Origin of the sequence: Blautia luti, assembly GCF_013304735.1 — a bacterium.
Taxonomy (GTDB): Bacteria; Bacillota; Clostridia; order Lachnospirales; family Lachnospiraceae; genus Blautia_A.
The window spans coordinates 82,085-105,900 of sequence record NZ_JAAITI010000006.1 but is presented as its reverse complement, the minus strand read 5'-3'; the positions used below and the strand labels follow the sequence as shown (position 1 = coordinate 105,900).

25 protein-coding genes and 1 other RNA gene are annotated in these 23,816 nt (G+C 44.8%); 25 read left to right on the top strand and 1 reads right to left on the bottom strand.

The window, feature by feature from the left end:
* Positions 1-16 precede the first annotated feature (16 nt).
* On the bottom strand, positions 17-1,855 hold the full coding sequence (locus tag G5B06_RS05250) for a cache domain-containing sensor histidine kinase (protein WP_173761936.1): 1,839 nt from the start codon (positions 1,853-1,855) through the stop codon (positions 17-19).
* A gap of 206 nt (positions 1,856-2,061) precedes the next feature.
* On the opposite strand from G5B06_RS05250, the gene G5B06_RS05245 reads away from it, so the two are divergent.
* From G5B06_RS05245 to G5B06_RS05125, 25 genes are all read left to right on the top strand, one after another.
* The gene (locus G5B06_RS05245; protein WP_148446673.1) at positions 2,062-3,330 is read left to right on the top strand and encodes an ABC transporter substrate-binding protein; all 1,269 of its coding nucleotides are present in this window, start codon (positions 2,062-2,064) and stop codon (positions 3,328-3,330) included.
* Between the two features lie 76 nt (positions 3,331-3,406).
* Positions 3,407-4,276 (top strand): carbohydrate ABC transporter permease, encoded by an 870-nt coding sequence (locus tag G5B06_RS05240; protein ID WP_148446671.1) that lies wholly within the window; start codon positions 3,407-3,409, stop codon positions 4,274-4,276.
* Between the two features lies 1 nt (position 4,277).
* Positions 4,278-5,099 carry a carbohydrate ABC transporter permease gene (locus tag G5B06_RS05235; protein WP_148446669.1) on the top strand — a complete coding sequence of 274 codons (822 nt, stop codon included), beginning with the start codon at positions 4,278-4,280 and terminating at the stop codon, positions 5,097-5,099.
* A 29-nt stretch (positions 5,100-5,128) separates the two neighbouring features.
* Positions 5,129-6,457, top strand: coding sequence for an alpha-L-fucosidase (locus G5B06_RS05230; protein WP_148446667.1), 1,329 nt, complete (start codon positions 5,129-5,131; stop codon positions 6,455-6,457).
* 223 nt (positions 6,458-6,680) lie between these two features.
* Positions 6,681-7,026, top strand: a transfer-messenger RNA (tmRNA) gene (gene ssrA, locus G5B06_RS05225).
* Between the two features lie 111 nt (positions 7,027-7,137).
* Complete coding sequence (locus G5B06_RS05220) at positions 7,138-8,298, top strand: FtsW/RodA/SpoVE family cell cycle protein (RefSeq protein WP_173761937.1); 1,161 nt, start codon at positions 7,138-7,140, stop codon at positions 8,296-8,298.
* Between the two features lie 141 nt (positions 8,299-8,439).
* Positions 8,440-8,673 (top strand): acyl carrier protein, encoded by a 234-nt coding sequence (gene acpP / locus G5B06_RS05215; protein WP_021976814.1) that lies wholly within the window; start codon positions 8,440-8,442, stop codon positions 8,671-8,673.
* A 159-nt stretch (positions 8,674-8,832) separates the two neighbouring features.
* On the top strand, positions 8,833-10,287 hold the full coding sequence (gltX, locus tag G5B06_RS05210; RefSeq protein WP_148446663.1) for a glutamate--tRNA ligase: 1,455 nt from the start codon (positions 8,833-8,835) through the stop codon (positions 10,285-10,287).
* 22 nt (positions 10,288-10,309) lie between these two features.
* Positions 10,310-12,136: an ATP-dependent helicase gene (locus G5B06_RS05205; RefSeq protein WP_173761964.1), complete on the top strand. Its 1,827-nt coding sequence runs from the start codon at positions 10,310-10,312 to the stop codon at positions 12,134-12,136.
* Complete coding sequence (locus G5B06_RS05200; RefSeq protein ID WP_148446659.1) at positions 12,133-12,681, top strand: 4'-phosphopantetheinyl transferase family protein; 549 nt, start codon at positions 12,133-12,135, stop codon at positions 12,679-12,681. Before G5B06_RS05205 ends, G5B06_RS05200 begins: the two co-directional genes overlap by 4 nt.
* Before the next feature lie 17 nt (positions 12,682-12,698).
* Positions 12,699-13,847 carry a YncE family protein gene (locus G5B06_RS05195; protein ID WP_173761938.1) on the top strand — a complete coding sequence of 383 codons (1,149 nt, stop codon included), beginning with the start codon at positions 12,699-12,701 and terminating at the stop codon, positions 13,845-13,847.
* Between the two features lie 84 nt (positions 13,848-13,931).
* Positions 13,932-14,864, top strand: coding sequence for a stage III sporulation protein AA (gene spoIIIAA / locus G5B06_RS05190; RefSeq protein ID WP_148446655.1), 933 nt, complete (start codon positions 13,932-13,934; stop codon positions 14,862-14,864).
* A complete protein-coding gene (locus G5B06_RS05185) occupies positions 14,849-15,367 on the top strand; it encodes a stage III sporulation protein AB (protein WP_173771479.1) in 519 nt (172 codons plus the stop codon). Before spoIIIAA ends, G5B06_RS05185 begins: the two co-directional genes overlap by 16 nt.
* Before the next feature lie 57 nt (positions 15,368-15,424).
* Positions 15,425-15,619, top strand: coding sequence for a stage III sporulation protein AC (gene spoIIIAC, locus G5B06_RS05180; protein WP_021976821.1), 195 nt, complete (start codon positions 15,425-15,427; stop codon positions 15,617-15,619).
* A gap of 14 nt (positions 15,620-15,633) precedes the next feature.
* Positions 15,634-16,020, top strand: a complete 387-nt coding sequence (locus tag G5B06_RS19365; RefSeq protein WP_173761940.1) for a SpoIIIAC/SpoIIIAD family protein — start codon at positions 15,634-15,636, stop codon at positions 16,018-16,020.
* Positions 16,017-17,168, top strand: a complete 1,152-nt coding sequence (locus tag G5B06_RS05170; protein ID WP_173761941.1) for a stage III sporulation protein AE — start codon at positions 16,017-16,019, stop codon at positions 17,166-17,168. The genes G5B06_RS19365 and G5B06_RS05170 overlap by 4 nt, the downstream gene beginning before the upstream one ends.
* Positions 17,169-17,170: 2 nt before the next feature.
* On the top strand, positions 17,171-17,743 hold the full coding sequence (locus G5B06_RS05165) for a stage III sporulation protein AF (RefSeq protein ID WP_148446647.1): 573 nt from the start codon (positions 17,171-17,173) through the stop codon (positions 17,741-17,743).
* The gene (locus tag G5B06_RS05160; RefSeq protein ID WP_243278895.1) at positions 17,658-18,023 is read left to right on the top strand and encodes a hypothetical protein; all 366 of its coding nucleotides are present in this window, start codon (positions 17,658-17,660) and stop codon (positions 18,021-18,023) included. The genes G5B06_RS05165 and G5B06_RS05160 overlap by 86 nt, the downstream gene beginning before the upstream one ends.
* 11 nt (positions 18,024-18,034) lie before the next feature.
* Positions 18,035-18,844, top strand: a complete 810-nt coding sequence (locus tag G5B06_RS05155; RefSeq protein WP_118063049.1) for a SpoIIIAH-like family protein — start codon at positions 18,035-18,037, stop codon at positions 18,842-18,844.
* Positions 18,845-18,931: 87 nt separating this feature from the next.
* Complete coding sequence (locus tag G5B06_RS05150; protein WP_118063046.1) at positions 18,932-20,521, top strand: peptide chain release factor 3; 1,590 nt, start codon at positions 18,932-18,934, stop codon at positions 20,519-20,521.
* Positions 20,522-20,601: 80 nt separating this feature from the next.
* Positions 20,602-20,988 (top strand): Asp23/Gls24 family envelope stress response protein, encoded by a 387-nt coding sequence (locus G5B06_RS05145; RefSeq protein WP_015524453.1) that lies wholly within the window; start codon positions 20,602-20,604, stop codon positions 20,986-20,988.
* 32 nt (positions 20,989-21,020) lie between these two features.
* Entirely contained in the window at positions 21,021-21,494 is a 474-nt protein-coding gene (gene nusB, locus G5B06_RS05140; protein ID WP_148446643.1) for a transcription antitermination factor NusB, read from the top strand.
* Positions 21,491-22,696, top strand: coding sequence for an exodeoxyribonuclease VII large subunit (gene xseA / locus G5B06_RS05135; RefSeq protein ID WP_148446641.1), 1,206 nt, complete (start codon positions 21,491-21,493; stop codon positions 22,694-22,696). Before nusB ends, xseA begins: the two co-directional genes overlap by 4 nt.
* Complete coding sequence (gene xseB, locus G5B06_RS05130; protein WP_148446639.1) at positions 22,696-22,920, top strand: exodeoxyribonuclease VII small subunit; 225 nt, start codon at positions 22,696-22,698, stop codon at positions 22,918-22,920. Before xseA ends, xseB begins: the two co-directional genes overlap by 1 nt.
* Entirely contained in the window at positions 22,910-23,797 is an 888-nt protein-coding gene (locus G5B06_RS05125; protein ID WP_148446637.1) for a polyprenyl synthetase family protein, read from the top strand. Before xseB ends, G5B06_RS05125 begins: the two co-directional genes overlap by 11 nt.
* Positions 23,798-23,816 lie beyond the last annotated feature (19 nt).

Sequence of the window (23,816 nt, the reverse complement as noted above, 5' to 3'; positions counted from 1 at the left end):
GCCGGAGGCTTCCCTGTCAGGAAGTGCTCCGGCTGAATAATTTTTCGGGCTTTAACGGGCCGCCGATGGTGACGGTCGTAAGGTTGTCAGAATCATTTTTGGAAACATGGAAATATTCTTCGCCGCGGTAATAAATATGAAAACGGAGAATGGTATTTTCCAGGCCATAGCCCTGATGGCGAAAGGTGTTTTCGTAATCCATATCCTGGTTTCCGGTAAAGGTGAAGCCGGAGAGTTTCTGGTGAAGAGCAGTAAGCTTTTCTTCAGGAAACGGAGCTCCGTTGTTGGAGATGGACAGATACCACCGGGTGTCGTCACAGTGGGAACGTATGGAAATCTTCCAGGGAGGAGGAATCTCCACGCCGGCCTGGTGGAAGCCATGCTGAAAACAGTTTTCAATAAGAGGCTGAAGAATCAGCTTTGGCACAGTAATGGAATTCAGGGACTCATCAAGCTGCCATTCGTATTCCAGATCGTCTTCGTAGCGTATCTTCATAATATAGAGGTAATGTCTTGCATTGTCGATCTCTTGGGACAAAATAACGGACTGCCCTGTGTAGGAGAGGGAATAGCGAAGAAGCTGGGAAAGCTCTGTGCACATGTTGGAAACATCCATATTTCCAGAGGCCAGCCCTGTCATTCCGATGACAGAAAGAGTATTGTACAGAAAATGCGGGTTCAGCTGCGCTTCCATGGCGTCATAGTGGGCAATCAATGTCCGTTTCCGTTGTTCTGCAAGACGCTGGTTCTGGTCGTAAATTTCAGAAAGATATCCCTGGATCGCATTGGTGAGAAAGATGATCTCATTATCGCTGCTTCCGGGAATAGCAGAAATATTTTCCCCGGGATCAAGAACTGTCAGCTTATCTGTCAGCTGTCGAAGTGGCTGTGTGAGGTTTCGCGTCAGTACCATAAGGAAGGTGGACATAATTATGAACATGATTACAAAAAGCAATGTGCTGATTATGAGAAGCCGTTTTATGGAGGCTGCAAATATGGAAGAATTCTCACTGAGGATCACCGTCCATCCGGTCTTATCGGAAAGGTGATAGCTGGAAACAGAAAGATTTCCGTAGGAAAAGCTGCCACTGTCAGGAGAAATCTCGGAAGCGGAACGCCAGCTGGCCAGAAAAGTCCTGCGGTTCAGTGAGGATGCACTTGTGTAAACCAGATTATCAGCATCATCCAGAATGGTGATATCATAATCTTCAGGAGTATCAAAACCGGAGAGAAGTTGTCTGGTCAGGGTATCCATATCAAAATCAGCAATAAGAAGTCCGTACTGATGATAAATATCCCGCATGGAACGTACAACAGAAATTACAGTTCGGTTGTTTTTCCAGTAATCCTTGTGAGGAGGGACATATAAAACATAATTAATGTTATCTATAACGTCTGTAAGATAGGGATTGTTCTCCAGAACGGTTTTTTTTGTATAACTGGTACCGTTTGGGGAAGAAGTTCCCAGATGGTCGTAATATTTGCTGACATAATTAAGGGATATATCCAGGTCTGAAGACATCAAGGTAGTGCGGAACCGGTCCTGAAAAGCAGATCTGGCTGTGATATGGGTAGGCAGGTAGTTGTTTTCGCCCTCAGGGATATTTCTGGCAGTATCAAGGAGTGAGGCGTTTAGCTGCAGCTCTTTCAGCGTATTATCTGCATCATTGAGAAGGGTGTCCAGATTGTTCTGTATCATGGATGCACTGCCGCTTAATGTACTGCGCATGTTCTCCCGCAGGGAATTTGCCGAATAATAATAGAAAAACAGCGAAAAACCGACAAGCAGAAGGGAGTTTAGCAGGATGCAGGAAATGAACAGCTTTTTTTGAAAAGAAAATTCATGGAATTTCATGATCGTTCCTCCGGAAGATTTCTTGTATCTATTTTATATGAACAGCGAAAAAGAAACAAGGAAAATTGTACAAATAGATGGAAGAATGTAAAAAAGGAAAAAAGTACATGTTGGATTAAACAAAAGTCCATGGATTTTCCGAAGGCAGTTTTATATAATATGACCATATTAAGAACGAAAAAACAAACAAAGGGAGGAAATTTACAATGAAGAAAAAAATGTTTGCAGCACTTATGGCAGCGTGCATGACGGTATCTGTATTCGGGAGCGTGGTAACCGCCAGCGCAGCAGATGGAGTAACACTGACACTTTACGGAAATGCAGATGACCTTGCAAAACCGTACATGCAGAAGATCATTTCTCTGTGGGAAGAGTCTTCCGGAAACAAGATTGACCAGCAGGGTCTTGATACAGATAATGCAGAGACCATTGCACTGACAAAATTTACAACAGGTGATATCCCGGATCTTTACATTCATTTCGGAAACAGCAACCTGAAAAACTTTAATCCGGAAGAGAATTTTGTAGACTGGTCCGATGCTGACTGGGTGTCCGATATTCAGGACTCAGTTCTTCCACAGGCAACCTACAATGACAAAGTGATCGGACTTCCGTTCTGGGAAGCATCCAACTCCGGCTGCTTCTATAACACAAAGATCTTCGAGGAACTGGGAATTGAGCAGCCTACAACACAGGAAGAATTCAATGCAGCCTGTGATACACTTCTGGAGAACGGAGTACAGCCGATTTACCTTGCAGCAGCTGATGCATGGCCAATCCTTTATCAGTTCGCACTGGATCCTGTACTTGAGGAGCATCCGGAATATATCGAAAAACTGAATGCAGGAGAAATGTCCTACGCAGATATCCCGGAATTCACAGATATGTGTACCTGGTTTAAAGAAGCAGCAGATAAAGGATACTTTGGAAAGAACTTTGCATCTGATACATGGGATTACACAAGTGAGGTTCTTGGAACAGGTGAAGCTGCAATGCTCTTCTGCTGGGATACCTGGTTTGACACAGATTATGACAGTGAATCTTATGATTATGTAGGTGATGATTTCGGAATCATGCCTGTATTTATGGGAACCTGCGATGAGGGAACCTATGAAGGCGGAAATGTAAACCTGATGCTTGTAAACAAAAATGGTGATAATGTAGAGGCTGCCAGTGATTTCGTAAACTTTATGGCAGATCCGGAGAATTACAACCAGGCATTTGATGGTGTTTCCACAGCAGCAGTATTCAAACAGGAGACAACCAATGTAAATTCCACTCAGTATGATGGAAACAAAGACAGCGTAGATAAACTGATCCGTGCATCTTCCGCACAGCCGAAGATCGTTGGTTTCAACCAGCAGGAAGGTGGCAAGGCTCTGCTTCAGCTTATGAACGGAGACATCAGCGTAGAAGAATGTGTAAAACTGATCGATGATGACAGAGTTGCAACACTTGAGTCTTTTGCCCAGTAAATAAACATCCGTTTTAAAGATGGTTTCAGGTTTGAGGGTAAAACTTCAAACCTGAAATTGTTTAAGGAGGAAATTCATGAATCGAAAAAAAATATATCCGCTGTATCTGGCACTGATCCCTGCTGTGGTATTTTTTATCTTCTTTATTGTACCGTCCACTGTGGGTTATTACTATGCATTTACCAACTGGAGTGCAGCCAGAACAACCAATCTGAAATTTGTGGGATTTGAAAATATCATGTCAGTTCTTACGAGTACGAAAGTGCCGGTAGCCTTTGTAAATACCCTGATCTACGCAGGCGTAAAAACCATTACCGTAACACTTCTGGGCTTTGTATTTGCCTATATCCTGAACCGTGAGATCAAAACACGGACTGCTCTGAGAACGGTTTATTTTATCCCGTCTATCTTTTCCTGCCTTGTTGTAGGCCTTATCTTCAGTGCTGTATTTCAGACACGTCACGGTACGATCAATAATATCCTGAACCTTATGGGAATTGCAAATATACAGTGGCTGGGAAAACGAGGCACAGCAGTTTTTGCTATCTGCGTAGCTGAGGTATGGAGAAATGTGGGATATGCGATCATCATCACACTTGCGGGTCTGCAGTCAGTTTCTTCTGATTATCTGGAGGCAGGTAAGCTTGACGGTGCATCTGAGTGGCAGCTTTTCCGCCATATCACACTTCCGCTGATCATGCCTACTGTAAACGTTAATATTCTGTTCAGTCTGATTTATGGATTGAAAATGTTCGATCTGATTTACGTTATGACAGGCGGCGGCCCAGGAAATGCGACTGAGAGTTTCGGAACGCTGATGATGAATGAAATGTCTGCAGGACGTTATTCACAATCTGTAGCTGTCAACCTTGTATTCACAGTGCTTCTGGTCATTGTTTCAGTTGTATATCAGAAGTTTTCATCAAGATGGGAGACGGTGTTATAATATGAATAAGAAAAAAACTAGGATCAATCTGATACTGGAGATCATTCTCTGGCTTGTGAGCATCGTGACGATCTATCCGATGCTGATGGTGCTTCTCACTTCCTTTAAAAACAAAGGCGAAGCTGCTTATATGAATATCAGCCTGCCAAGTGAGTGGCATCCGGAAAACTACATAACAGTTCTGGAAAAAGATTTTATGCGTTCTCTCGGGAACAGTGTGTTTATCACCTTTATATCAGTGGCACTGATCGTTTCTCTTTCTGCATTCTTAAGCTTTATCATTGTACGAAGAGATACAAAAGGATGCAGGATCGGGTATAAGATCATCACTCTTGGAATCATTGCACCTTTTGCTGCACTTCCAACTATCCAGCTGATGCAGAAAATGGGGATTTACGGATCAAGAATCGGTCTCTGTCTTGTATATTCTTCTCTGTACATGCCGTTTACAACAATGATGTTCAGCGGATTTATTAAAGGAATCCCGAAAGAACTGGATGAGGCAGCAGTTATGGACGGTGCAGTAGGCGGAAGACTGTTCTGCACAGTGATCATGCCGCTTCTGAAACCGGTTCTTGCAACAACAGGCGTTCTGAATTTTATGTGGGTATGGAATGAGCTTCAGATTCCGATGTATCTTCTGAATTCTTCTTCCAAGTGGACGCTGCCTCTTTCTGTATACAATTTCTACGGACAGTTCAGCAGAAGCTGGAATCTTGTATGCGCAGACGTTGTACTGGTTTCTTTGCCGGTAATCCTGGTATACATTTTTGCACAGAAATGGGTGATCGCAGGTATGACAGCCGGTGCTGTAAAGGGCTGATGCGGATAATATCAAGGAGGATATGAAAAATGTCAAAAAAATATACAGGAACATGGAATTCTGTAAATGAGCATGAGGTACCGAAATGGTATGACGGCTGTAAATTCGGAATTTTTATCCACTGGGGAATCTATTCAGTTCCTGCCTTCGCGCCAAGAACATGGGAGCTTGGTGCGGTGGAGACCAATGAAGAATGGTTCTGCAACAATCCTTATGCGGAGTGGTATTATAATTCCATAAATGTTGGAAAAGGACCTTCTTATGAACATCACATTGAGAAATACGGCAAGGATTTTTCTTATGAAGATTTCCTGCCAATGTGGAAGGCTGAGAACTGGCAGCCACAGAAGTGGGCAGAACTTTTCCGCAAATCAGGGGCAAAATATGTTGTGCTGACAACGAAGCATCATGATGGTTTCTGCCTGTATCCCAGTGAATATACAGATTTCAACTGTGAAGAACTTGGTCCGAAGAGAGATATCACAGGAGAGCTGACAGATGCTGTGCGCAGTGAAGGTCTGAAAATGGGACTTTATTATTCAGGGCTGATCGACTGGCAGTTTGCCAATGATCCGATTTTCAAGGAAGAGGACAATTTCGGAAATGCCTGCCCGACTTTTGAGTATGCAGACTATTCTTACAACCAGATGAAAGAGCTGGTAGACAAATATCACCCGTCCGTATTCTGGAATGATATTGGATGGCCAAAGCAGAGTGAGCATATGATGCCGTATTTCCTGGCACATTATTATAATGTGGTGGAGGAAGGCGTGGTCAATGACCGGTTTAATGGACTGTATCATGACTTCAGCACAAAAGAATACAAACAGGGCGAAGCTAATCGCAAGGAAAAGTGGGAAATGTGCCGCGGTATGGGACTTTCTTTCGGATACAATGAAAATGAAGGAGATGATCAGCTGATCAGTGTTCCGGATCTGATTCATCTTCTGGTTGCAACAGTATCTGATAACGGAAACCTGCTTCTCAATATCGGCCCGAAACCAGACGGAACTATTCCGGCTGAGCAGGAAAAACGTCTTCTTGCGCTTGGAAAATGGCTGGAGATCAACGGAGAAGGTATTTATGATACCAGTTGTTCCGCACATCTTCCGGAAACAGCAGGAGATGGTGTACAGCTGTTTTTTACAGCAAAAGAAAAAGATCTTTATGTATTTATAGAGGGACTTTCCCAGGAAGAGAATACAGTGCTGATTCCGGGCGTAAAAGGAAGTGCAGAGACACTGGATTCAACACTTAATGTACAGTGCGAAGAGACAAAAGAGGGAATGAAGGTCCGTATTAACGGATATGACAAAGAGAAACATATCATCTGTCTGAAAGTAAAAGACGGCGAATGAATATGATGCAGAGCATATAAGGCTGACAGTTTCAGACTTGGGTTCCAGGCTGTGAGGGTAAGAAAAACCGTGCACAGCCCGGAACCTTTTTTGCAAATATCCTTGACACGAAAAAACATTCTGGTATAATTAAATCCAGTCAAAAAACAACTGGCTTAGAGTTCGTCTGTCCACCAGAGATGACTTGAAGAGAATGAAGTCATCAGAAGTCTTTTTTATACAAGGGCTTGTACTGGTTTCGACGGGGGCTTTGAAGTTAGGGAAGCCATCCGCAGACTCCTGGACTGCGTACCAACCGGGAACTAAATATAAACGCAGACGAAAAGTTAGCGTTAGCAGCCTAAGCTGCTCGTCAGCCCCGTTGCACTCACACATCGGGAATCTGGCGTCGACCATGTGAGAAACCTTGCCGGGTAAGCTTTGCCCCGGTAGATGTATTATGAAGCTACTGAAGCAGTAAGCCTGTCGGTGGGCGTGCTGCCGAGGGAATGTTAAATCAGCGACTGTGATGGGAGATGCCTTAAGGGATAGGCTTTCGGACAGGGGTTCGATTCCCCTCAGGTCCATTTATGGAACGTCCCGGAAAGACAGCATTTATGCGGCTTTCCGGGAATTTTTTTTACTTTCTTTTTTACGATATCAGAAATTTCTTCGCAGATACAGAAAGCGATGGTGATAAAATGAAAAATCCTCTGCTCAATTTAAAAAAGCAGAATACAAAATCGGATTACTATGATTATAATCTTGTTGCTGTCATTGTGCTTCTGGTATGTTTTGGACTGGTGATGCTGTACAGTACCAGTTCTTATATGGCAGAAGTGAATTACGGCAATGATATGTTTTATTTTAAGAAACAGGCACTGATCAGTGCTGCATGTCTGATCGGAGCGCTGTTTATTTCAAAAATACTGGATTATCATATCCTTCTTCCTTTTACAACCGCACTGTATGTAGCTTCGCTGATCCTTATGGGCCTGGTTCGTACTCCGCTGGGACGTTCTTCTCATGGTGCAACCAGATGGCTGTATATCGGACCGATTAACTTTCAGCCTGCCGAGGTGGCCAAGATTGCGGTCATCATCATGATGGCCTACATGATCGGGAAGATGGGACGAAAGGTAAAAACCCTGAAAAGTTGTATGATTCTGGGCCTTCCGGGAGCAGGACTTGCGCTGGCTGCCTATGTGCTTACCGATAACTTAAGTACCGCCATGATCATTCTGGGAATTACGGTGGGAATGGTGTTTGTGGCACATCCGAAAATGCGCCCCTTTATCATTATAGGAATCGTCGGTATCGTTTTGATCGTGATTGGGGTGCTGTTTCTGGTTGCGACAACCAAGAGCAGTAACAGCTTCCGTATTATGCGAGTACTGGTATGGCTTCAGCCTGAGAAATATTCCGATGAAGGCGGATATCAGACGTTACAGGCACTGTATGCGATCGGCTCCGGTGGCTTTTTCGGAAGGGGACTTGGAAACAGTATCCAGAAACTGGGAAGCGTTCCTGAGGCTCAGAACGATATGATCTTTTCCATTATCTGTGAGGAACTTGGGATTTTCGGAGGTATTTTTGTGCTGATCCTGTTCGGGTATCTTCTGTACAGACTGTTCTTTATTGCACAGAATGCCCCGGATCTGTTCGGCTCTCTGATCGTTACGGGAATTTTTATACATATTGCACTTCAGGTAATCTTAAACATTGCCGTTGTGCTGAATCTGATGCCGAATACAGGTGTTACATTGCCCTTTATCAGCTACGGAGGAACATCGATCGTATTCCTGATGTCGGAGATGGCAATTGCCCTCAGTGTGGCCCGTCAGATAAAATTTCAAGAGTAAAATAGTTTTAAAATCAAAATATTTTTGCTCTGGAGCCATTTTTTGGGAAAATCCTCTTGACAACTGTTTTTGCAGACTATATACTTTGCTCAAAAAGAGGAAACAGATTCGATCTGTAACGATTAAAGGAGAAAATAAGACATGTTAGAAAAAATGAAAGAAATGCTTGCAGAGCAGTTAAATTGTGAGGCGTCTATAATTACACCGGAGACATCTTTTAAGGATGATCTTGGAGCAGATTCTCTTGATCTGTTTGAGCTGGTTATGGCTCTTGAGGATGAGTACAACGTTGAGATCCCGGCAGAGGAGCTTACAGATCTGAATACAGTCGGAGACGTAATCGAGTACCTTAAAAACAAAGGCGTGGAAGCATAAGCAGGAATTAAGAGATCCTCTGGGACAATGGTGTCTCAGGGGATTTTTCTGTGTACAGGGAAGACGGGGGGATTCCGTCGGAAAACCTATGGACATTTTGAAGGATTTAGGTATATAATATCACTTATAATGAGAAACAACAAAACGAGGAGAAAAGAAATGACAAAGATCAGAACAAGATTTGCACCGAGTCCTACAGGAAGAATGCATGTGGGTAACTTAAGAACAGCTCTTTATGCTTATTTGATCACAAAACATGAAGGCGGAGATTTTATCCTCCGTATTGAAGATACAGACCAGGAACGTTATGTGGAGGGAGCAGTAGATATCATTTACCGTACCCTTGAGAAAACCGGACTTCTCCATGATGAGGGACCGGATAAAGACGGCGGTTTCGGTCCGTATGTACAGAGCGAGCGTCAGGCAACCGGTATGTACCTGAAATATGCGAAACAGCTTATCGAGCAGGGAGATGCATACTACTGCTTCTGTGGCAAGGAAGAGCTGGAGAGCATGAAACGTACAGTTGCAGGTAAGGAGATCTCCATCTACGACAAGAGATGTCTTCACCTTTCCAAAGAAGAGGTTCAGCGCCGTCTGGATGCAGGTGAGCCTCATGTTATCCGTTTCAATATGCCGACAGAGGGAACTACAACATTCCACGATGTTATTTACGGCGATATCACAGTCAACAATGAGGAGATGGAAGATCTGATCCTGATTAAATCCGACGGATATCCCACATACAACTTCGCAAACGTTATTGATGACCACCTTATGGGAATCACACATGTGGTAAGAGGTAATGAGTATCTTTCCTCTTCACCGAAATACAACCGTATTTACGAAGCATTCGGATGGGATATTCCGACCTATGTTCACTGTCCGCTGATCACAGATGAGACACATCAGAAACTTTCCAAGAGATGTGGCCATTCTTCCTATGAGGATCTGATCGACCAGGGATTCGTTACAGAGGCAGTGATCAACTATGTTGCACTCCTTGGATGGAGCCCGGCAGATAACCGTGAGATCTTCACACTTCCGGAACTTGTGGAAGCATTTGACTATCACCATATCAACAAATCACCGGCAGTTTTCGATATTGCCAAGCTGAAATGGATGAATGGTGAGTACATCAAGAAGATGGATCCGGATGCATTCTATGAGAGAGCACTTCCATATCTGAAAGAAGTACTGAAGAAAGACTTTGATCTCAGGAAGATCGCAGGTATGGTTCAGACCAGAATCGAAGTATTCCCGGATATTCCGGACCTTGTAGACTTCTTTGAGGAAGTTCCGGAGTATGACAGTGCAATGTACCGTCACAAAAAAATGAAAACAACAGAGGAGACTTCCCTTGCAGTTCTCAAAGAAGTACTTCCTGTACTGGAAGCACAGGAGGATTACACCAACGATCCGCTGTATGCATCTTTAAGTGCTTTTGTAAAGGAGCATGGCTATAAGAACGGTTATGTAATGTGGCCGCTTCGTACAGCAGTATCCGGCAAGCAGATGACACCGGCCGGTGCAACAGAGATCATGGAAATCATTGGCAAGGACGAGACACTGAAACGTGTACATGCGGCAATCGAAAAACTTGAGCGCGAATAAGTGCGTGGTCAATCATCCAGTTATGAAACGAAATCCATCTCAGAAAAGGGCGATCGCCCACCTGTCAGGACCGATGATGGTTCTGGCAGGCCCCGGTTCGGGGAAAACTTCCGTCATAGTAGAAAGAACAGCACATATGATTCATGAAGGGAAGATACCGGCTTCCTCTGTTCTTGTTGTGACTTTTTCCAGGGCAGCAGCTGTAGAAATGAAAGAACGGTTTCTGAAATTTACCGGAGTTCCGAGGACAGGCGTTACATTTGGAACTTTTCATGGTGTATTTTACGGAATCCTGAAACAGGCATATGGTCTCAATGGAAGCAATATTCTCTCTGAAGAGGAAAAATATGCGATCTTAAGAGAGCTGGCAGTAAACTGTGCCACAGAACAGTCCCAAGAGGGGGATTTTGTGGAAGATCTGGCAAAAGAGATCAGCGTTGTCAAAGGGGGAAGAATTTCGCTGGAACATTATTATTCTTCCTGCTGTCCGGATGAAGTGTTCCGGCAGATTTTTAAAGGGTATAGGAAAGTTCTGAACGAAAGAAGAAAGCTTGACTTTGATGACATGCTTTTAAGCTGCTATGAACTTCTGCGTAAAAGAAAAGATATCCTGGCTGCATGGCAGAAAAAATTTCAGTATATTCTGGTGGATGAGTTTCAGGATATCAATCATCTTCAGTATGATATTGTAAAAATGCTGGCAGCTCCGGAAAATAACCTGTTTGTGGTGGGAGACGATGACCAGTCTATCTATCATTTCCGTGGGGCACGTCCGGAGATTATGCTGAATTTTCCGGAAGATTTTAAAAATGCGGAAACAGTGCTTCTGAATATTAATTACCGGTGCAGCGGAAATATTTTAAATACAGCTATGAAGGTAATTGATCATAATGAAAACCGTTATGTAAAGAAACTTTTCACGCCCAATGAACCGGGAGAACCTGTAGTGGTAAAAGAGTTTAAAAACCCCAGGGATGAGTATATGGCAGCAGCAGGAGCCTTAAAAAACCGGATGGAAAAAGGGGAAGATATTGAAGATACGGCCTTTCTTTTTCGGACCAACCAGGAAGCAGAGGGACTGGTTGCTGCTCTGATGGAATACGGGGTTCCTTTTACCATGAAAGAGAAATTGCCCAATCTGTTCCGACACTGGATCTGCAAGAATATGATCGCCTATCTGAAGATGGCACAGGGGGACCGGAGCAGAAGTACATTTCTGGAAATTATGAATCGTCCCAACCGCTACATAGCCAGAGAGGCTCTTACCGAAAAAAATATAGATTTTAAAGTTCTTGGAGAATTTTATAAAGATAAGGACTGGATGGGTGACCGGATCACAACGCTAGAAACACATCTCCGGATCCTGAAAACAATGGCCCCTTATGCTGCCATTAATTTTATCCGAAATGGTATGGGATATGAAGAATACTTGCAGGAATACGCAAGGTATCGTAAAATAAAAACAGAAGAGCTCTGGGAAACCTTAAACCGGATACACGAAAGTGCCAGAGGAATGAAAACACTGGAAGAATGGCTGGCCTATATGGATGAATATACCAGAAAACTGGAAGAACAGGCGAAGAAACAGGACGTAAAAAGGGAAGGATGTGTGATATCTACCCTTCACGCAGTAAAAGGCCTGGAGTATGACAGGGTATATATTATGAATGTCAATGAGGGCAGTATGCCTTACCGGAAGGCAGTTCTGGAGGCACACCTTGAGGAAGAACGGAGACTTTTCTACGTTGGGATGACGCGGGCAAAGAAAAAACTTTCCCTGTGTTATGTGAGACAGCAGTATGAGAAGGAACGGGAGCCTTCCCGGTTCCTTGAGGAGGCCGGATTATGAACGGGATCATATATTATACAAAAATAAAAGACGAATATGACAACAAGAACATGGAGCACATGATCGGAGAAAAGCTTCTTGAGATCGGGCTCGAGAAAGAGTTTGGCCGGAAACTTGCCTTTGAACCCCGTGCAAAAGGGGAGCATGGGAAACCGTTTTTTACCCTGCTTCCCAGAATTCATTATAATATCACCCATTCCGGAAAATATGTGATGTGCCTGTTTGCAGGAGAAGAAGTGGGCATTGATGTGCAGATTCACAAGAAAGTAAATTACGAAAGAATTCTTGAAAGAATGGTGCCTGCAGATATGGTGAGGGAAATTCTGGATGCGGATGATATGGAAAAGGCCTTTTTTACCCAGTGGGTTTTGAGGGAGGCCTATATCAAATGGACTGGAGAGGGTCTGTCCAGAGATCTGAGAACCATTCCCATGGATAAGGGAAATTACATCATGCTTGAGATGGAGCCAGGATACAGTGGAGCGATCTGGTCCAGAGACAGCCTGGAATTACGGTTTGAATACGAAGACATCATTTTGAGATAGCGAATAGAGACGATGAAATGAACAAAGAGATGAAACGCAGCTTCCGGATCTTCCTTCTGAAGATTCTGGCAGTTGTTTTTGTGCTGTGCATGTGTTATTTTTTATATGCGTTTGTTTACAGGGCAAAGACAGAACTGCCCACAAAAGCTGTGGTGACAAACAGAGGTGCTGCGGTGTATACGCTGCGGGGCCAGAAACAGATGCTTTCCCAGAAAGAGGCATTTTCCTATTTTGCCTTTGACGGGAGAGAAAAAGAGAAAGAATATGGAACTTATGTCATTCCCGGACTGAAAAATACAAGGACGTTGCTTACGGAAAAAGGTGCGACACCGGCCATGTGTACGTCCATGACTCCTCAGGGACTGGCAGTTACCGATGATTATGTGATGGTTAGTGCCTACTGCAGCACACAGAAACATAATTCGGTCATCTATGTGATCGATAAAGAAAAGCATAATTTTATAAAAGAAATAATACTGCCTGGACAGCCTCATGTGGGAGGCCTTGCCTACGACCCGGAGCATAAGATTCTGTGGTATTCTTCCAATATCAACGGAATCGCACAGGCAGTAAGTATAAAGATGGATACAATAGAAGCCTATGATTATGATGACAGTCACCTGCCGGTGGATACTTTCCAGACAGTCAGCCTTTATGGAATTGTAAGGGACTCGTTTATGACTTTTTACGAAGGGTGTCTGTATGTAGGCTGCTTTGAAAAATATAACGAAAGTGTAATTGCACGATACGGAGTTGACGCAGATGGAAATCTAATCAATACCATGGATGAGGAACTGGGCATGGATTTTGAAATGGCAGTTCCGCTGGATTATTCTACTATATCGGAGCAGGTTCAGGGGATCGCTTTTTACAATGACAAACTGCTGATCTCCCATTCTTTTGGAATCCTGCCATCCAGACTGGTATTTTATGAACAGTCCGACAAGCGTCTGTATGTAAACGAAAATTCGGCCAGAACTTACCGTTTTCCGGAGAGACTGGAACAGATCGTGGTGGAAGGTGACAATCTCTATGTAATGTTTGAATCCTGCGCCTATGCATACCGTGCGTCCTCCGTAAATATTGTGGACCGTGTACTGAAGCTGAGTCTTCCGAAGATGGAAGCCTATGATGAGGAAGAAAGTCTGTTTTTCCTGTCGGAATAAGGGAGAAACAGATCTTTTTCGAAGGAGACAAGGGGTACTAAATCCGGCACGTCCGCAATATATTTAAGTGTAAGAGGTGAAAAAATGGACGCAAACCAGATTCAGAACCTGTTTGCCAGTAATGTCCGCCAGCTTCTGGTGGATGCAGACCTTGATTATGATAAATTATATGAGATACGTCTCCGTGTGGGAAGGCCCCTGTTTCTTACCTACGATGGGGGAGAATGTTTTCTGCGGCAGAAAGACACAGAACCTTATCTGGTGACACGGGAGGATCTGAAGGAGACACTGGAGTATGTCAGCGGGTACTCTCTGTATGCCTATGAAGATGAAATACGTCAGGGATTCTTAAGTGTACAGGGCGGACATCGTGTAGGAGTTACCGGAAAAGTAATCCTGGACGGAAACCGGATCCGGGGAATGAAATATATTTCCTGCATCAATGTACGGCTGGCTCATGAGATCCAGGGATGTGCCCAAAGTGTGATGCCTTATATTCAGACAAGAGAGCAGATCATGCACACATTGATCGTTTCCCCACCCAGATGCGGGAAAACGACGCTTCTTCGGGATATCATCCGCCAGATGAGCAATGGCTGGGGGAACATTTCCGGTGTTACGGTAGGAGTGGTAGATGAACGCAGCGAGCTTGCCGGCTGTTATCAGGGAATTCCGCAGAATGATCTGGGAATGCGTACGGATATTCTGGACGGATGTCCCAAGGCAGAAGGAATGCAGATGCTGATCCGGTCCATGTCGCCGGTTGTGGTAGCTGTAGATGAGCTTGGAAAAGAGGAAGATTTCAAAGCTGTGGAATCTGTCATCCACTGTGGATGTCGTCTGATTGCAACTGCACATGGAGATTCTATGGAAGAAACACTGGCACAGCCGTTTTTCCGGAAACTGTGGGAGGCGCGGGTTTTCCAGAGATATATTTTTCTTGGGAAACATGACCGTGCGGGAATTGTGGAAGCAATTTATGATGAAAACGGAAAATGCATATGTACCGGATTGTAGGATGTATTCTGGTGGTAGCTGCAGGAGCCGGGCTGGGAGTTTCTGAAAGCATAAGGGTTTCGGAAAGAATATATACCCTGGAGATGCTGCTTAGGATGGTGATCTGCCTGAAAGGGGAGATCCGCTGCGGGAATGCATCGCTGCCGGATGCTTTTTATGGAGCCGCCGGAAGAATGAATGGAAAATACAGAGAATTTCTCATAACTGCCGCTGACAGAATGAAAGCGCGAAAAGGAGAAAAACTCTCACAGATATGCAGGGAATGTGCGGAAAATTCCCTGAAAAAAAGCTGCCTTACCCATGGGGAAAAGGACGCTTTTTTTTCTGTCGGAGAATATCTTGGATATATGGATCTGGAAATGCAGATAAAGCAGCTTTCTCTGTATGAGAAAAATCTGGAAGAGGAGATTTCCCGGCTGAAAGAAGAAGCCTCCGGAAAAAAGAGACTGTACCGGAGTCTGGGAATTCTGGGAGGATTGCTTCTGGCAGTGCTTTTGGTGTAAAGATTCTGTCTGGACAAATAAGATGGGACGGGCTTTTGAAGAAAAAGGAGGGAGCTTTTGGAGGTCAGTATCATATTTAAGATCGGAGCAGTAGGGATCCTGGTCTCAGTTCTTTCCCAGATCCTGAAGCACAGCGGAAGAGAAGAACAGGCATTTCTCGTAAGTCTTTCGGGACTTCTGATTGTGCTGTTCTGGATCGTACCGTATATCTATGAACTCTTTGAAAATATCCAGCAGCTTTTTGTTCTGTAAAGGAGGGAGAAAACGTGGATATTTTAAGAATTTCTATTCTGGGAACCGTTGGTGTGCTTCTGGGAATCCTTCTGAAATCACGGGCTCCTGAATATACAAGTCTGCTTACTACGGGAATTGGCCTGGTGATCCTGGGGCTGGCGGTAGGAAAGATCGGATATCTTTTTCAGTCTCTCGAAAAGCTGAAAGAAAGTCTTCCGGTTGATGGAAGTTACATCACTACATTGTTGAAAATGATCGGGATCACATATATCGGACAGTTTTCATCCGGTATATGCAAAGATGCAGGGTATGCTTCTACTGGGGCACAGATCGATCTGTTTTGCAGATTGTCGGTGATGGTTCTGAGCATGCCGGTGCTGCTGGCACTTCTGGACACAATACAGGGATTTCTGGCATGAACGGAAGGCAGAAAAAACGAACAGTAGTGTTGCTGATAACAATCTGGATTGCAGGAATATTCTGGGTATGTTTTTTGTCAGGACAGCCTGTTTATGCGGCAGCAGAAGAACAGCTGACAGAACAGCTGGAACTTACGGATCTGCAGTCCATGGTAGATGAAATGCTTGGTGAGAACAGCTTTTCTGTCACAGAAGCTTTCCACAGATTGTTGTCCGGTGAAGAAATGTTTTCGGAGGAGAGTGTGCGGGAATTTCTGCACAGTCTCCTTTTTTCCGGCCTTGAAAAAGAGAAAGAACTGATTGTAAAATTACTGCTTCTTCTTTTATTTGCGGCAGTTTTTTCCGGATTTGCAGGTGCTTTTGACAATGGACAGATCGGGGAGATCAGTTTTTATGTTGTGTATCTTCTTGTTTTTACGTTGCTGATGAACAGTTTTTCCGGGTTAAGTGCATCTCTGCTTTCTATGCTGCGGTGGATTACGGAATTTATGAAAGAGCTGTCGCCGGTGTATTTTATGGCGGTGGCTGCCGCATCCGGAGCATCTACGGCCGCTGTTTTTTATCAGGGAGTACTTCTTCTGGTGTGGCTGTTTCAGTGGATACTGGAGAGTATTTTGCTTCCTGGAGTCAGTTTGTATATACTTCTTAAGTTTGTAAATCATCTTTCCAGGGAAGAGATGCTGGGAAAAATGGCAGAACTGATCGAGACTCTGATTTCCTGGGGCCTTCGGACGCTGCTGGGAGTTGTCGCAGGGCTGCAGGTAGTGCGGGGACTGGTAACTCCGGTGATGGATTCTCTGAAAAGAAGTGCCATCGGAAAAACTGCCGGTGCACTTCCTGGGGTAGGAAATGCAGTTAATGCAGTAACAGAACTGGTGCTTACGACAGCAGTTCTTGTAAGAAATAGTCTGGGAGTGGTGTTTCTTCTTGTGCTCTTGGTGGTTGGAGCCGGCCCTGTGATCCGTTACGGACTGCTGGCACTTGTATACAGATTTCTGGCGGCAGTGGCACAGCCGGTGTCTGATAAACGGCTTGTAGAAGTATTCAGTACCATGGGAGAAGGGTGCGGACTTCTGATGCGGATCCTGTTTACAGCGGAAGTTTTGTGTATGTTGACATTTCTGATATTGATGGCAGGAGGAATCTGATCATGAGGCAGGAAATCTATCAGTGGATGAAAAATCTGGCTTTTTTTCATGTGCTTACTACGGCGATCCTGCATATTCTGCCGGATAAGCGGTATGAACAGTATGTCCGTCTGTTTATGGGCCTTCTCCTGATACTTCTTATCTGTACGCCTGTTTTTGCTGTTGTGGGAAAAAGTCAGGAACTTCTGGAAGGTTTCCGGGAAAACTACAGCCAGGAAGAACAGGATCGGATGGAAGCGGAAGCACAGGGGATCCGGGAAACCTTTCTGAAAGAAGCTTATGAAAGTGAGTTGAAAAAACAGGTGGAGGAAATTTTAAATGAACAAAAGATTTTTTGCAGGGAAATTGAAGTGGATATGGAGAAAAATCTCCGGGTGATTATAAGGCTTTCTGAGAAGATCACAGAAAAGCAGAAGGAGGCGGTACAAGATGGGTGTGAAAGGATCTGCGGACTCGGAAAAGATCAGTATCAGATCCTGGATCCTAGCGATGGGGTGGAAGGAGTGGGGAATCGTACTTCTTCTGGGGATCCTTCTTCTGGTGGCAGGGCTTCCGGTAACCCAGAAAAGCAATAAGAGTATCAATACCCAGGCGGCCGAAAAAACAAGACTGGAGAGTCGCCTGGAGGAACTACTTTCCAATGTGGAAGGAGTCGGAAAGGTGGAAGTGATCATTATGACCGGGGAAGAAAGAAATACGGACAGTTTTTCCATAAGCAGCAAAAATGAAGTTACCGGTGTTCTGGTAGCTGCCCAGGGAGCGGGCAGCGCAGTGACAGTTCAGAATATTCAGCAGGCAATTATGGCATTATTTCAGATTGACGCCCATAAAATTAGAGTAATGAAAATGAAATGAGGAGAGTAGAAGTGAAAAAGATCATGAAGAAAAACCAGGTAATCATCACCTCGCTGGCCATTTTGATCGCGGTGGCCGGGTATCTGAATTTCGCAGATGTGGATCTGGGATTTAAAGATAAGGAGGCAAGCACCGACAGCAGCAGTATCCTGGACGATGTGAATTATGACCTGACCGATGAAACAGCCCTTCTGGATGAGAACGGGGCAGATGGCACAACCCAGTCGGAGGTGATGGATACCGCATCTCCGGGCGAAGCCGTACTTACCGGTGCGTCGGATTTTGCGGCGCAGGCGAAAATCAGCAGAGAACAGGTGCGCTCTCAGAACAAGGCGGACCTGCAGGCGATCATCAGCAATAAGGATATCAGCGATGAAGAAAAACAGAATGCCATCAATACCATGGTTTCCATGACAGATCTTACAGAAAAAGAGTCGGCAGCAGAACTTCTTCTGGAAGCGAAGGGCTTTGAGAATGTGATCGTAAATCTGACGGGAGAAACTGCGGATGTGGTAGTGCCGGATGCGGATCTTGAAGATGCAAAACGTGCACAGATCGAGGATATTGTAAAAAGGAAAACCGGTGTGGCGGCAGAGAGTATTGTGATTACACCTTTGAGCCAGAGCAAAGAAGCAGCAGATGAAAGTGCATCGGATGCTGCAGGTACAGAAAATACAGAGGAGAGTACAGGCGATGAAGCACAGGATACCGCAGCATCTGTGGAAAATGATTCTGCAGATTCCGCGTCGGAGAAAGATACAGAGACATCCGCAGAAGCCCAGAATGATTCCACCATTGATACAGAGGGAATTTACGACTGAATTGCCTTGACAGCAAAGCCTTGTCTATACTAGAATAGGTAAGGTTATAGTAAAATAGAGATATTAGAGAATATACAGGAGGCTCACGTGTCGAAGTATACGAAAGAAATAGAAAAAAGAAGAACTTTTGCCATCATCTCCCATCCGGATGCCGGTAAAACAACATTGACAGAAAAATTTCTGCTGTATGGAGGGGCCATCAATCTGGCCGGAAGCGTAAAAGGTAAGGCTACGGCCCGCCATGCAGTATCAGACTGGATGGAGATCGAGAAGGAGAGAGGTATTTCCGTCACCTCTTCCGTTCTTCAGTTCCATTACGACGGATATTGTATCAACATTCTGGATACACCGGGACATCAGGATTTCTCCGAGGATACCTACCGTACCCTGATGGCAGCGGATTCCGCGGTCATGGTCATCGATGGTTCCAAAGGTGTTGAGGCACAGACCCGTAAACTTTTCAAAGTCTGTGTTATGAGACACATCCCGATCTTTACATTTATCAACAAGATGGACAGAGATGCCAATGATACGTTTGATCTTCTGGATGAGATCGAAAAAGAGCTTGGCATTGCTACCTGTCCGATCAACTGGCCAATCGGTTCCGGTAAGAAATTCCGAGGCGTTTTTGACCGTAATACAAAGAAGATCCTTACCTTCTCTGATACACAGAAAGGTACCAAGGAAGGTGTGATCGAAGAGATCGATATTGATGATCCTCATGCAGATGAGGTCATGGATCCGGAACAGAAAGAACAGCTGATGGAAGAGATCGAGCTTCTGGATGGCGCAAGTGCGGAGTTTTCTCAGGAAGAAGTCAGCAAAGGACAGCTGACACCGGTATTTTTCGGTTCTGCTCTTACCAACTTCGGTGTGGAGACATTCCTGGAGCATTTCCTGAAGATGACCACCTCTCCGCTTCCGAGAACTGCAGACTGTGGACCAATAGATCCGATGAGTGATGATTTTTCAGCCTTTGTATTTAAGATCCAGGCAAATATGAACAAGGCTCACAGAGACCGTATCGCATTTATGAGAATCTGTTCCGGCAAGTTTGATGCGACCAAGGAAGTTTACCATGTACAGGGCGACAAGAAAATGCGTCTTCTCCAGCCGCAGCAGATGATGGCGGAGTCCCGTCATGTTGTGGATGAGGCTTATGCAGGGGATATCATCGGTGTCTTTGACCCGGGTATCTTTTCCATTGGAGATACTATCTGTGCACCTGGAAAGAAATTTGCCTTTGAGGGAATCCCGACTTTCGCACCGGAGCATTTTGCACGTGTGCGTCAGATCGATACCATGAAGAGAAAACAGTTCGTAAAAGGTATCAATCAGATCGCCCAGGAAGGTGCAATCCAGATCTTCCAGGAGTTTAATACTGGTATGGAAGAGATCATTGTGGGTGTTGTCGGTATTCTGCAGTTCGATGTCCTTAAATATCGTCTGGAGAATGAGTATAATGTGGATATCCGTCTGGAAACACTTCCATATGAGCATATCCGCTGGATCGCCAACAAGGAAGCTGTGAAGGTAGACAAGATCGTGGGAACTTCAGATATGAAGAAAGTTACAGATCTTAAGGGAAATCCGCTGCTTCTTTTTGTCAATGCATGGAGCGTCGGCATGGTTGAGGACAGAAACCCGGATCTGGTACTGACAGAATTCAGTAAATAAGCCCTTTTATTTCATAACATTTTTTGGTATAATAGTATAAAATTACGAACAAAAATATTATATCCGTAGGAGGGTTTCCCATGGCAGAAAAAAGAACAACATATAAGATACAGGATCTGGGCGGAATCGGTGAAGTTCACATTGCAGATGAGGTTGTTGCAATCGTTGCAGGACTTGCAGCAACAGATGTGGACGGAGTTGCTTCCATGGCAGGAAATATCACCAATGAGCTGGTAAGTAAACTTGGAAAGAAGAACCTGTCCAAGGGTGTACGAGTAACCATTCTGGAAGGCGTCGTTACCGTGGATCTGTCACTGAATATCGAGTATGGCAGAAACATTCTTGAGACAAGCAAGAAGGTCCAGGAAAAAGTAAAATCCGCTATCGAGAATATGACAGGACTTGAGGTTGCAGATGTAAATATTCATATTGCCAGCGTGGATATGGAGAACGAAAAAGGAAAGTAAACCTTTCCTTTTTTCCGTCTTAGGAGGAAATTATGAGAAGAAGAGAACAGAGAGAACATGTATTTAAACTTATGTTTATGACAGAGTTTAATTCAGAAGAAGAGATGACAGAACAGCTCTCTCTTTATTTTGAAGGTCTTGGAGAACTTTCAGAGCAGGACCAGGAATATATGAAGAAGAAATATGCACATGTAAGGGAGCATCTGGAAGATATCGATGCACAGCTGAACAGTGCAAGCCGTGGATGGAAGACCAAACGTATGAGCCGTGTGGATCTCGCAGCACTTCGCCTGGCAGTATACGAGATGGAATATGATGAGGATGTACCGACAGGAGTAGCCATCAATGAGGCTGTAGAACTTGCCAAGAGATTTGGCGGCGATGCTTCCGGTTCTTTTGTAAACGGAGTCCTCGGAAAGATCGCATCCGAAAAAGAAGAGAAGAACGAGGAGAAAGCTGCTGACACAGAAGAGAAAGCAGCGGAAGTTCCTGAAGAGAACGCATGAGAAATGTCTATTCTGTCGGCCAGGTAAACCATTATGTCAAAAATATGTTTACCCAGGACTACTTTCTCCGGAAAGTCTATGTAAAGGGAGAAGTATCCAACTGTAAATATCATACCAGTGGACATATCTATTTTTCCCTGAAGGATGAGACGGGTACATTAAGCTGTGTGATGTTTGCGGGACACCGTCGTGGCCTTGCCTTTCGCATGAAGGACGGAGATAAGGTGGTTGTAGGCGGCGCTGTAGATGTATATGAGCGAGACGGGCGTTATCAGCTTTATGCGAAAGAGATTACTCTGGAGGGCGCCGGTGCTCTCTATGAGCGGTATCTGGCACTGAAACAGGAACTTGAGGATATGGGGATGTTTGCCCGGGAATATAAGCAGCCCATACCTCATTTTATTCATACTCTTGGTGTGGTGACAGCGCCTACCGGTGCGGCTGTGCAGGATATCCGAAATATTGCGGGAAGAAGAAATCCCTATCTGCAGATTATCCTTTATCCGGCACTTGTGCAGGGAGAAGGTGCGGCACAGAGTATTGTAAAAGGAATCCAAATGCTGGATGAAGCAGGGGTGGACGTGATCATTGTCGGCCGTGGAGGTGGTTCTATTGAAGATCTCTGGGCTTTTAATGAGGAGATCGTAGCCCGTGCTATTTTTGAGTGTAAAACACCTGTGATTTCGGCGGTAGGCCATGAAACCGATTTTACTATCGCGGATTTTGTGGCGGATCTGAGGGCTCCCACACCTTCGGCTGCGGCAGAGCTTGCGGTAGATGATTTTCGCAGCGTGATGGAGAGTTTTCGAATATACAGAGAACGTCTGCAGAGTGCCATGAACAGCAAAACAGAACTTTTTGCCGAAAGGCTGAAAGCATATGAAACGAAGCTGAAATATTTAAACCCGGAATCTGTGCTGAGAGAGAAAAGACAACATGCCGCAGATCTGGAAGAACGTCTGCGCTCTTCCATGGAGCATAAACTGACAGAAAAACGTCATGAACTGGCAGTATGGATTCAACGGTTTGAAGGACTTTCTCCACTGAAGAAGCTGAATGGCGGATATGCGTTTGTGTCCGACACAGACGGACATGCAGTTACGGAAATCAGTCAGGTTAAAAAAGGAGAAAGACTTTCTGTTGCAGTAACAGATGGTGTAATAGAAGCAGTTGTGGACAGCATCAGGGAGGAAGAACGATAATGGCAGAAACAGAAGAAAAGAAAGAAGGAAAATCCATAGAGGAGACTTTCGGAGAGCTTGATCTGCTTGCCCGGAAGCTGGAAGACAGAGAAACATCTCTGGAAGAATCCTTTTGCCTTTACAGGCAGGGGATGGAACTTCTTAAAGATTTAAATGGAAGACTGGATACTGTAGAAAAAAAGATGCTTCAGATGAATGAGGATGGGACATTTCGTGAATTTTAATGAAGAACTGAAAAAAAGAACAGAAGAAGCGGAACGGGTGATCCGGAAATATCTTCCGGAAGAATCCGGTTTTGCAAAAACCATGGCAGAGGCCATGAATTACAGTATGACGGCAGGCGGAAAGAGACTCCGCCCGATTCTGATTATGGAAACATATCGTTTATTCGGAGGAGAGGGCGCGCTCTGTGAGCCTTTTATGGCGGCGATGGAGATGATCCATACGCATTCGCTGATCCATGACGATCTTCCGGCACTGGATAACGACGATTACAGGAGAGGAAGGCTGACCACACATAAGGTATATGGAGAGGCTATGGGTGTTTTAAGCGGTGTGGCACTTTTGAACAGAGCCTATGAGGTGATGCTTTCCGCTTTCGACCTGACTGAAGATAAAGAACGTGTGATATCTGCCATGAGGATTATGGCAGATAAGACCGGCATCAACGGTATGCTTGGAGGACAGAGTGTGGACGTGGAGAATGACGGCAAACCTCTGGAACGTGAGATGCTGGATTATATTTACAAGAACAAGACCTCCGCACTGATCGAGGCTTCCATGATGGCCGGTGCCGTGCTGGCAGGGGCATCGGAGGAAGAACTTGAAGTTGTGGAGCAGGCTGCAGAGAACATCGGGCTGGCTTTTCAGATCCAGGATGATATCCTTGATGTGACCAGTACCCAGGAGGAACTGGGAAAACCGATCCACAGTGATGAGAAGAACAATAAGGTTACCTATGTAAGCCTCATGGGAGCCCCGGCAGCAGCCGGCAAGGTTAAAGAACTTTCTGAACATGCGGTAGAGCTTTTAAACAGTCTTGACAGGAAGAATGAATTTCTGGATCTTCTTGTGGAAAGTCTAGTAAGCCGCAGGAAATAGAAAGAACGAAGGAAGGATA

Coding starts and splice junctions, on each gene's coding strand:
- G5B06_RS05230 (WP_148446667.1), top strand. CDS start 5,129: ATGTCAAAAAAATATACAGGAACATGGAATTCTGTAAATGAGCATGAG.
- G5B06_RS05200 (WP_148446659.1), top strand. CDS start 12,133: ATGAACGGGATCATATATTATACAAAAATAAAAGACGAATATGACAAC.
- G5B06_RS05195 (WP_173761938.1), top strand. CDS start 12,699: ATGAACAAAGAGATGAAACGCAGCTTCCGGATCTTCCTTCTGAAGATT.
- spoIIIAA (WP_148446655.1), top strand. CDS start 13,932: ATGGACGCAAACCAGATTCAGAACCTGTTTGCCAGTAATGTCCGCCAG.
- G5B06_RS05220 (WP_173761937.1), top strand. CDS start 7,138: ATGAAAAATCCTCTGCTCAATTTAAAAAAGCAGAATACAAAATCGGAT.
- acpP (WP_021976814.1), top strand. CDS start 8,440: ATGTTAGAAAAAATGAAAGAAATGCTTGCAGAGCAGTTAAATTGTGAG.
- gltX (WP_148446663.1), top strand. CDS start 8,833: ATGACAAAGATCAGAACAAGATTTGCACCGAGTCCTACAGGAAGAATG.
- G5B06_RS05235 (WP_148446669.1), top strand. CDS start 4,278: ATGAATAAGAAAAAAACTAGGATCAATCTGATACTGGAGATCATTCTC.
- xseA (WP_148446641.1), top strand. CDS start 21,491: ATGAGAAATGTCTATTCTGTCGGCCAGGTAAACCATTATGTCAAAAAT.
- G5B06_RS05170 (WP_173761941.1), top strand. CDS start 16,017: ATGAACGGAAGGCAGAAAAAACGAACAGTAGTGTTGCTGATAACAATC.
- G5B06_RS05185 (WP_173771479.1), top strand. CDS start 14,849: ATGTACCGGATTGTAGGATGTATTCTGGTGGTAGCTGCAGGAGCCGGG.
- xseB (WP_148446639.1), top strand. CDS start 22,696: ATGGCAGAAACAGAAGAAAAGAAAGAAGGAAAATCCATAGAGGAGACT.
- G5B06_RS05145 (WP_015524453.1), top strand. CDS start 20,602: ATGGCAGAAAAAAGAACAACATATAAGATACAGGATCTGGGCGGAATC.
- G5B06_RS05245 (WP_148446673.1), top strand. CDS start 2,062: ATGAAGAAAAAAATGTTTGCAGCACTTATGGCAGCGTGCATGACGGTA.
- G5B06_RS05205 (WP_173761964.1), top strand. CDS start 10,310: ATGAAACGAAATCCATCTCAGAAAAGGGCGATCGCCCACCTGTCAGGA.
- G5B06_RS05160 (WP_243278895.1), top strand. CDS start 17,658: ATGGGGTGGAAGGAGTGGGGAATCGTACTTCTTCTGGGGATCCTTCTT.
- G5B06_RS05165 (WP_148446647.1), top strand. CDS start 17,171: ATGAGGCAGGAAATCTATCAGTGGATGAAAAATCTGGCTTTTTTTCAT.
- G5B06_RS05250 (WP_173761936.1), bottom strand. CDS start 1,855: ATGAAATTCCATGAATTTTCTTTTCAAAAAAAGCTGTTCATTTCCTGC.
- G5B06_RS05240 (WP_148446671.1), top strand. CDS start 3,407: ATGAATCGAAAAAAAATATATCCGCTGTATCTGGCACTGATCCCTGCT.
- nusB (WP_148446643.1), top strand. CDS start 21,021: ATGAGAAGAAGAGAACAGAGAGAACATGTATTTAAACTTATGTTTATG.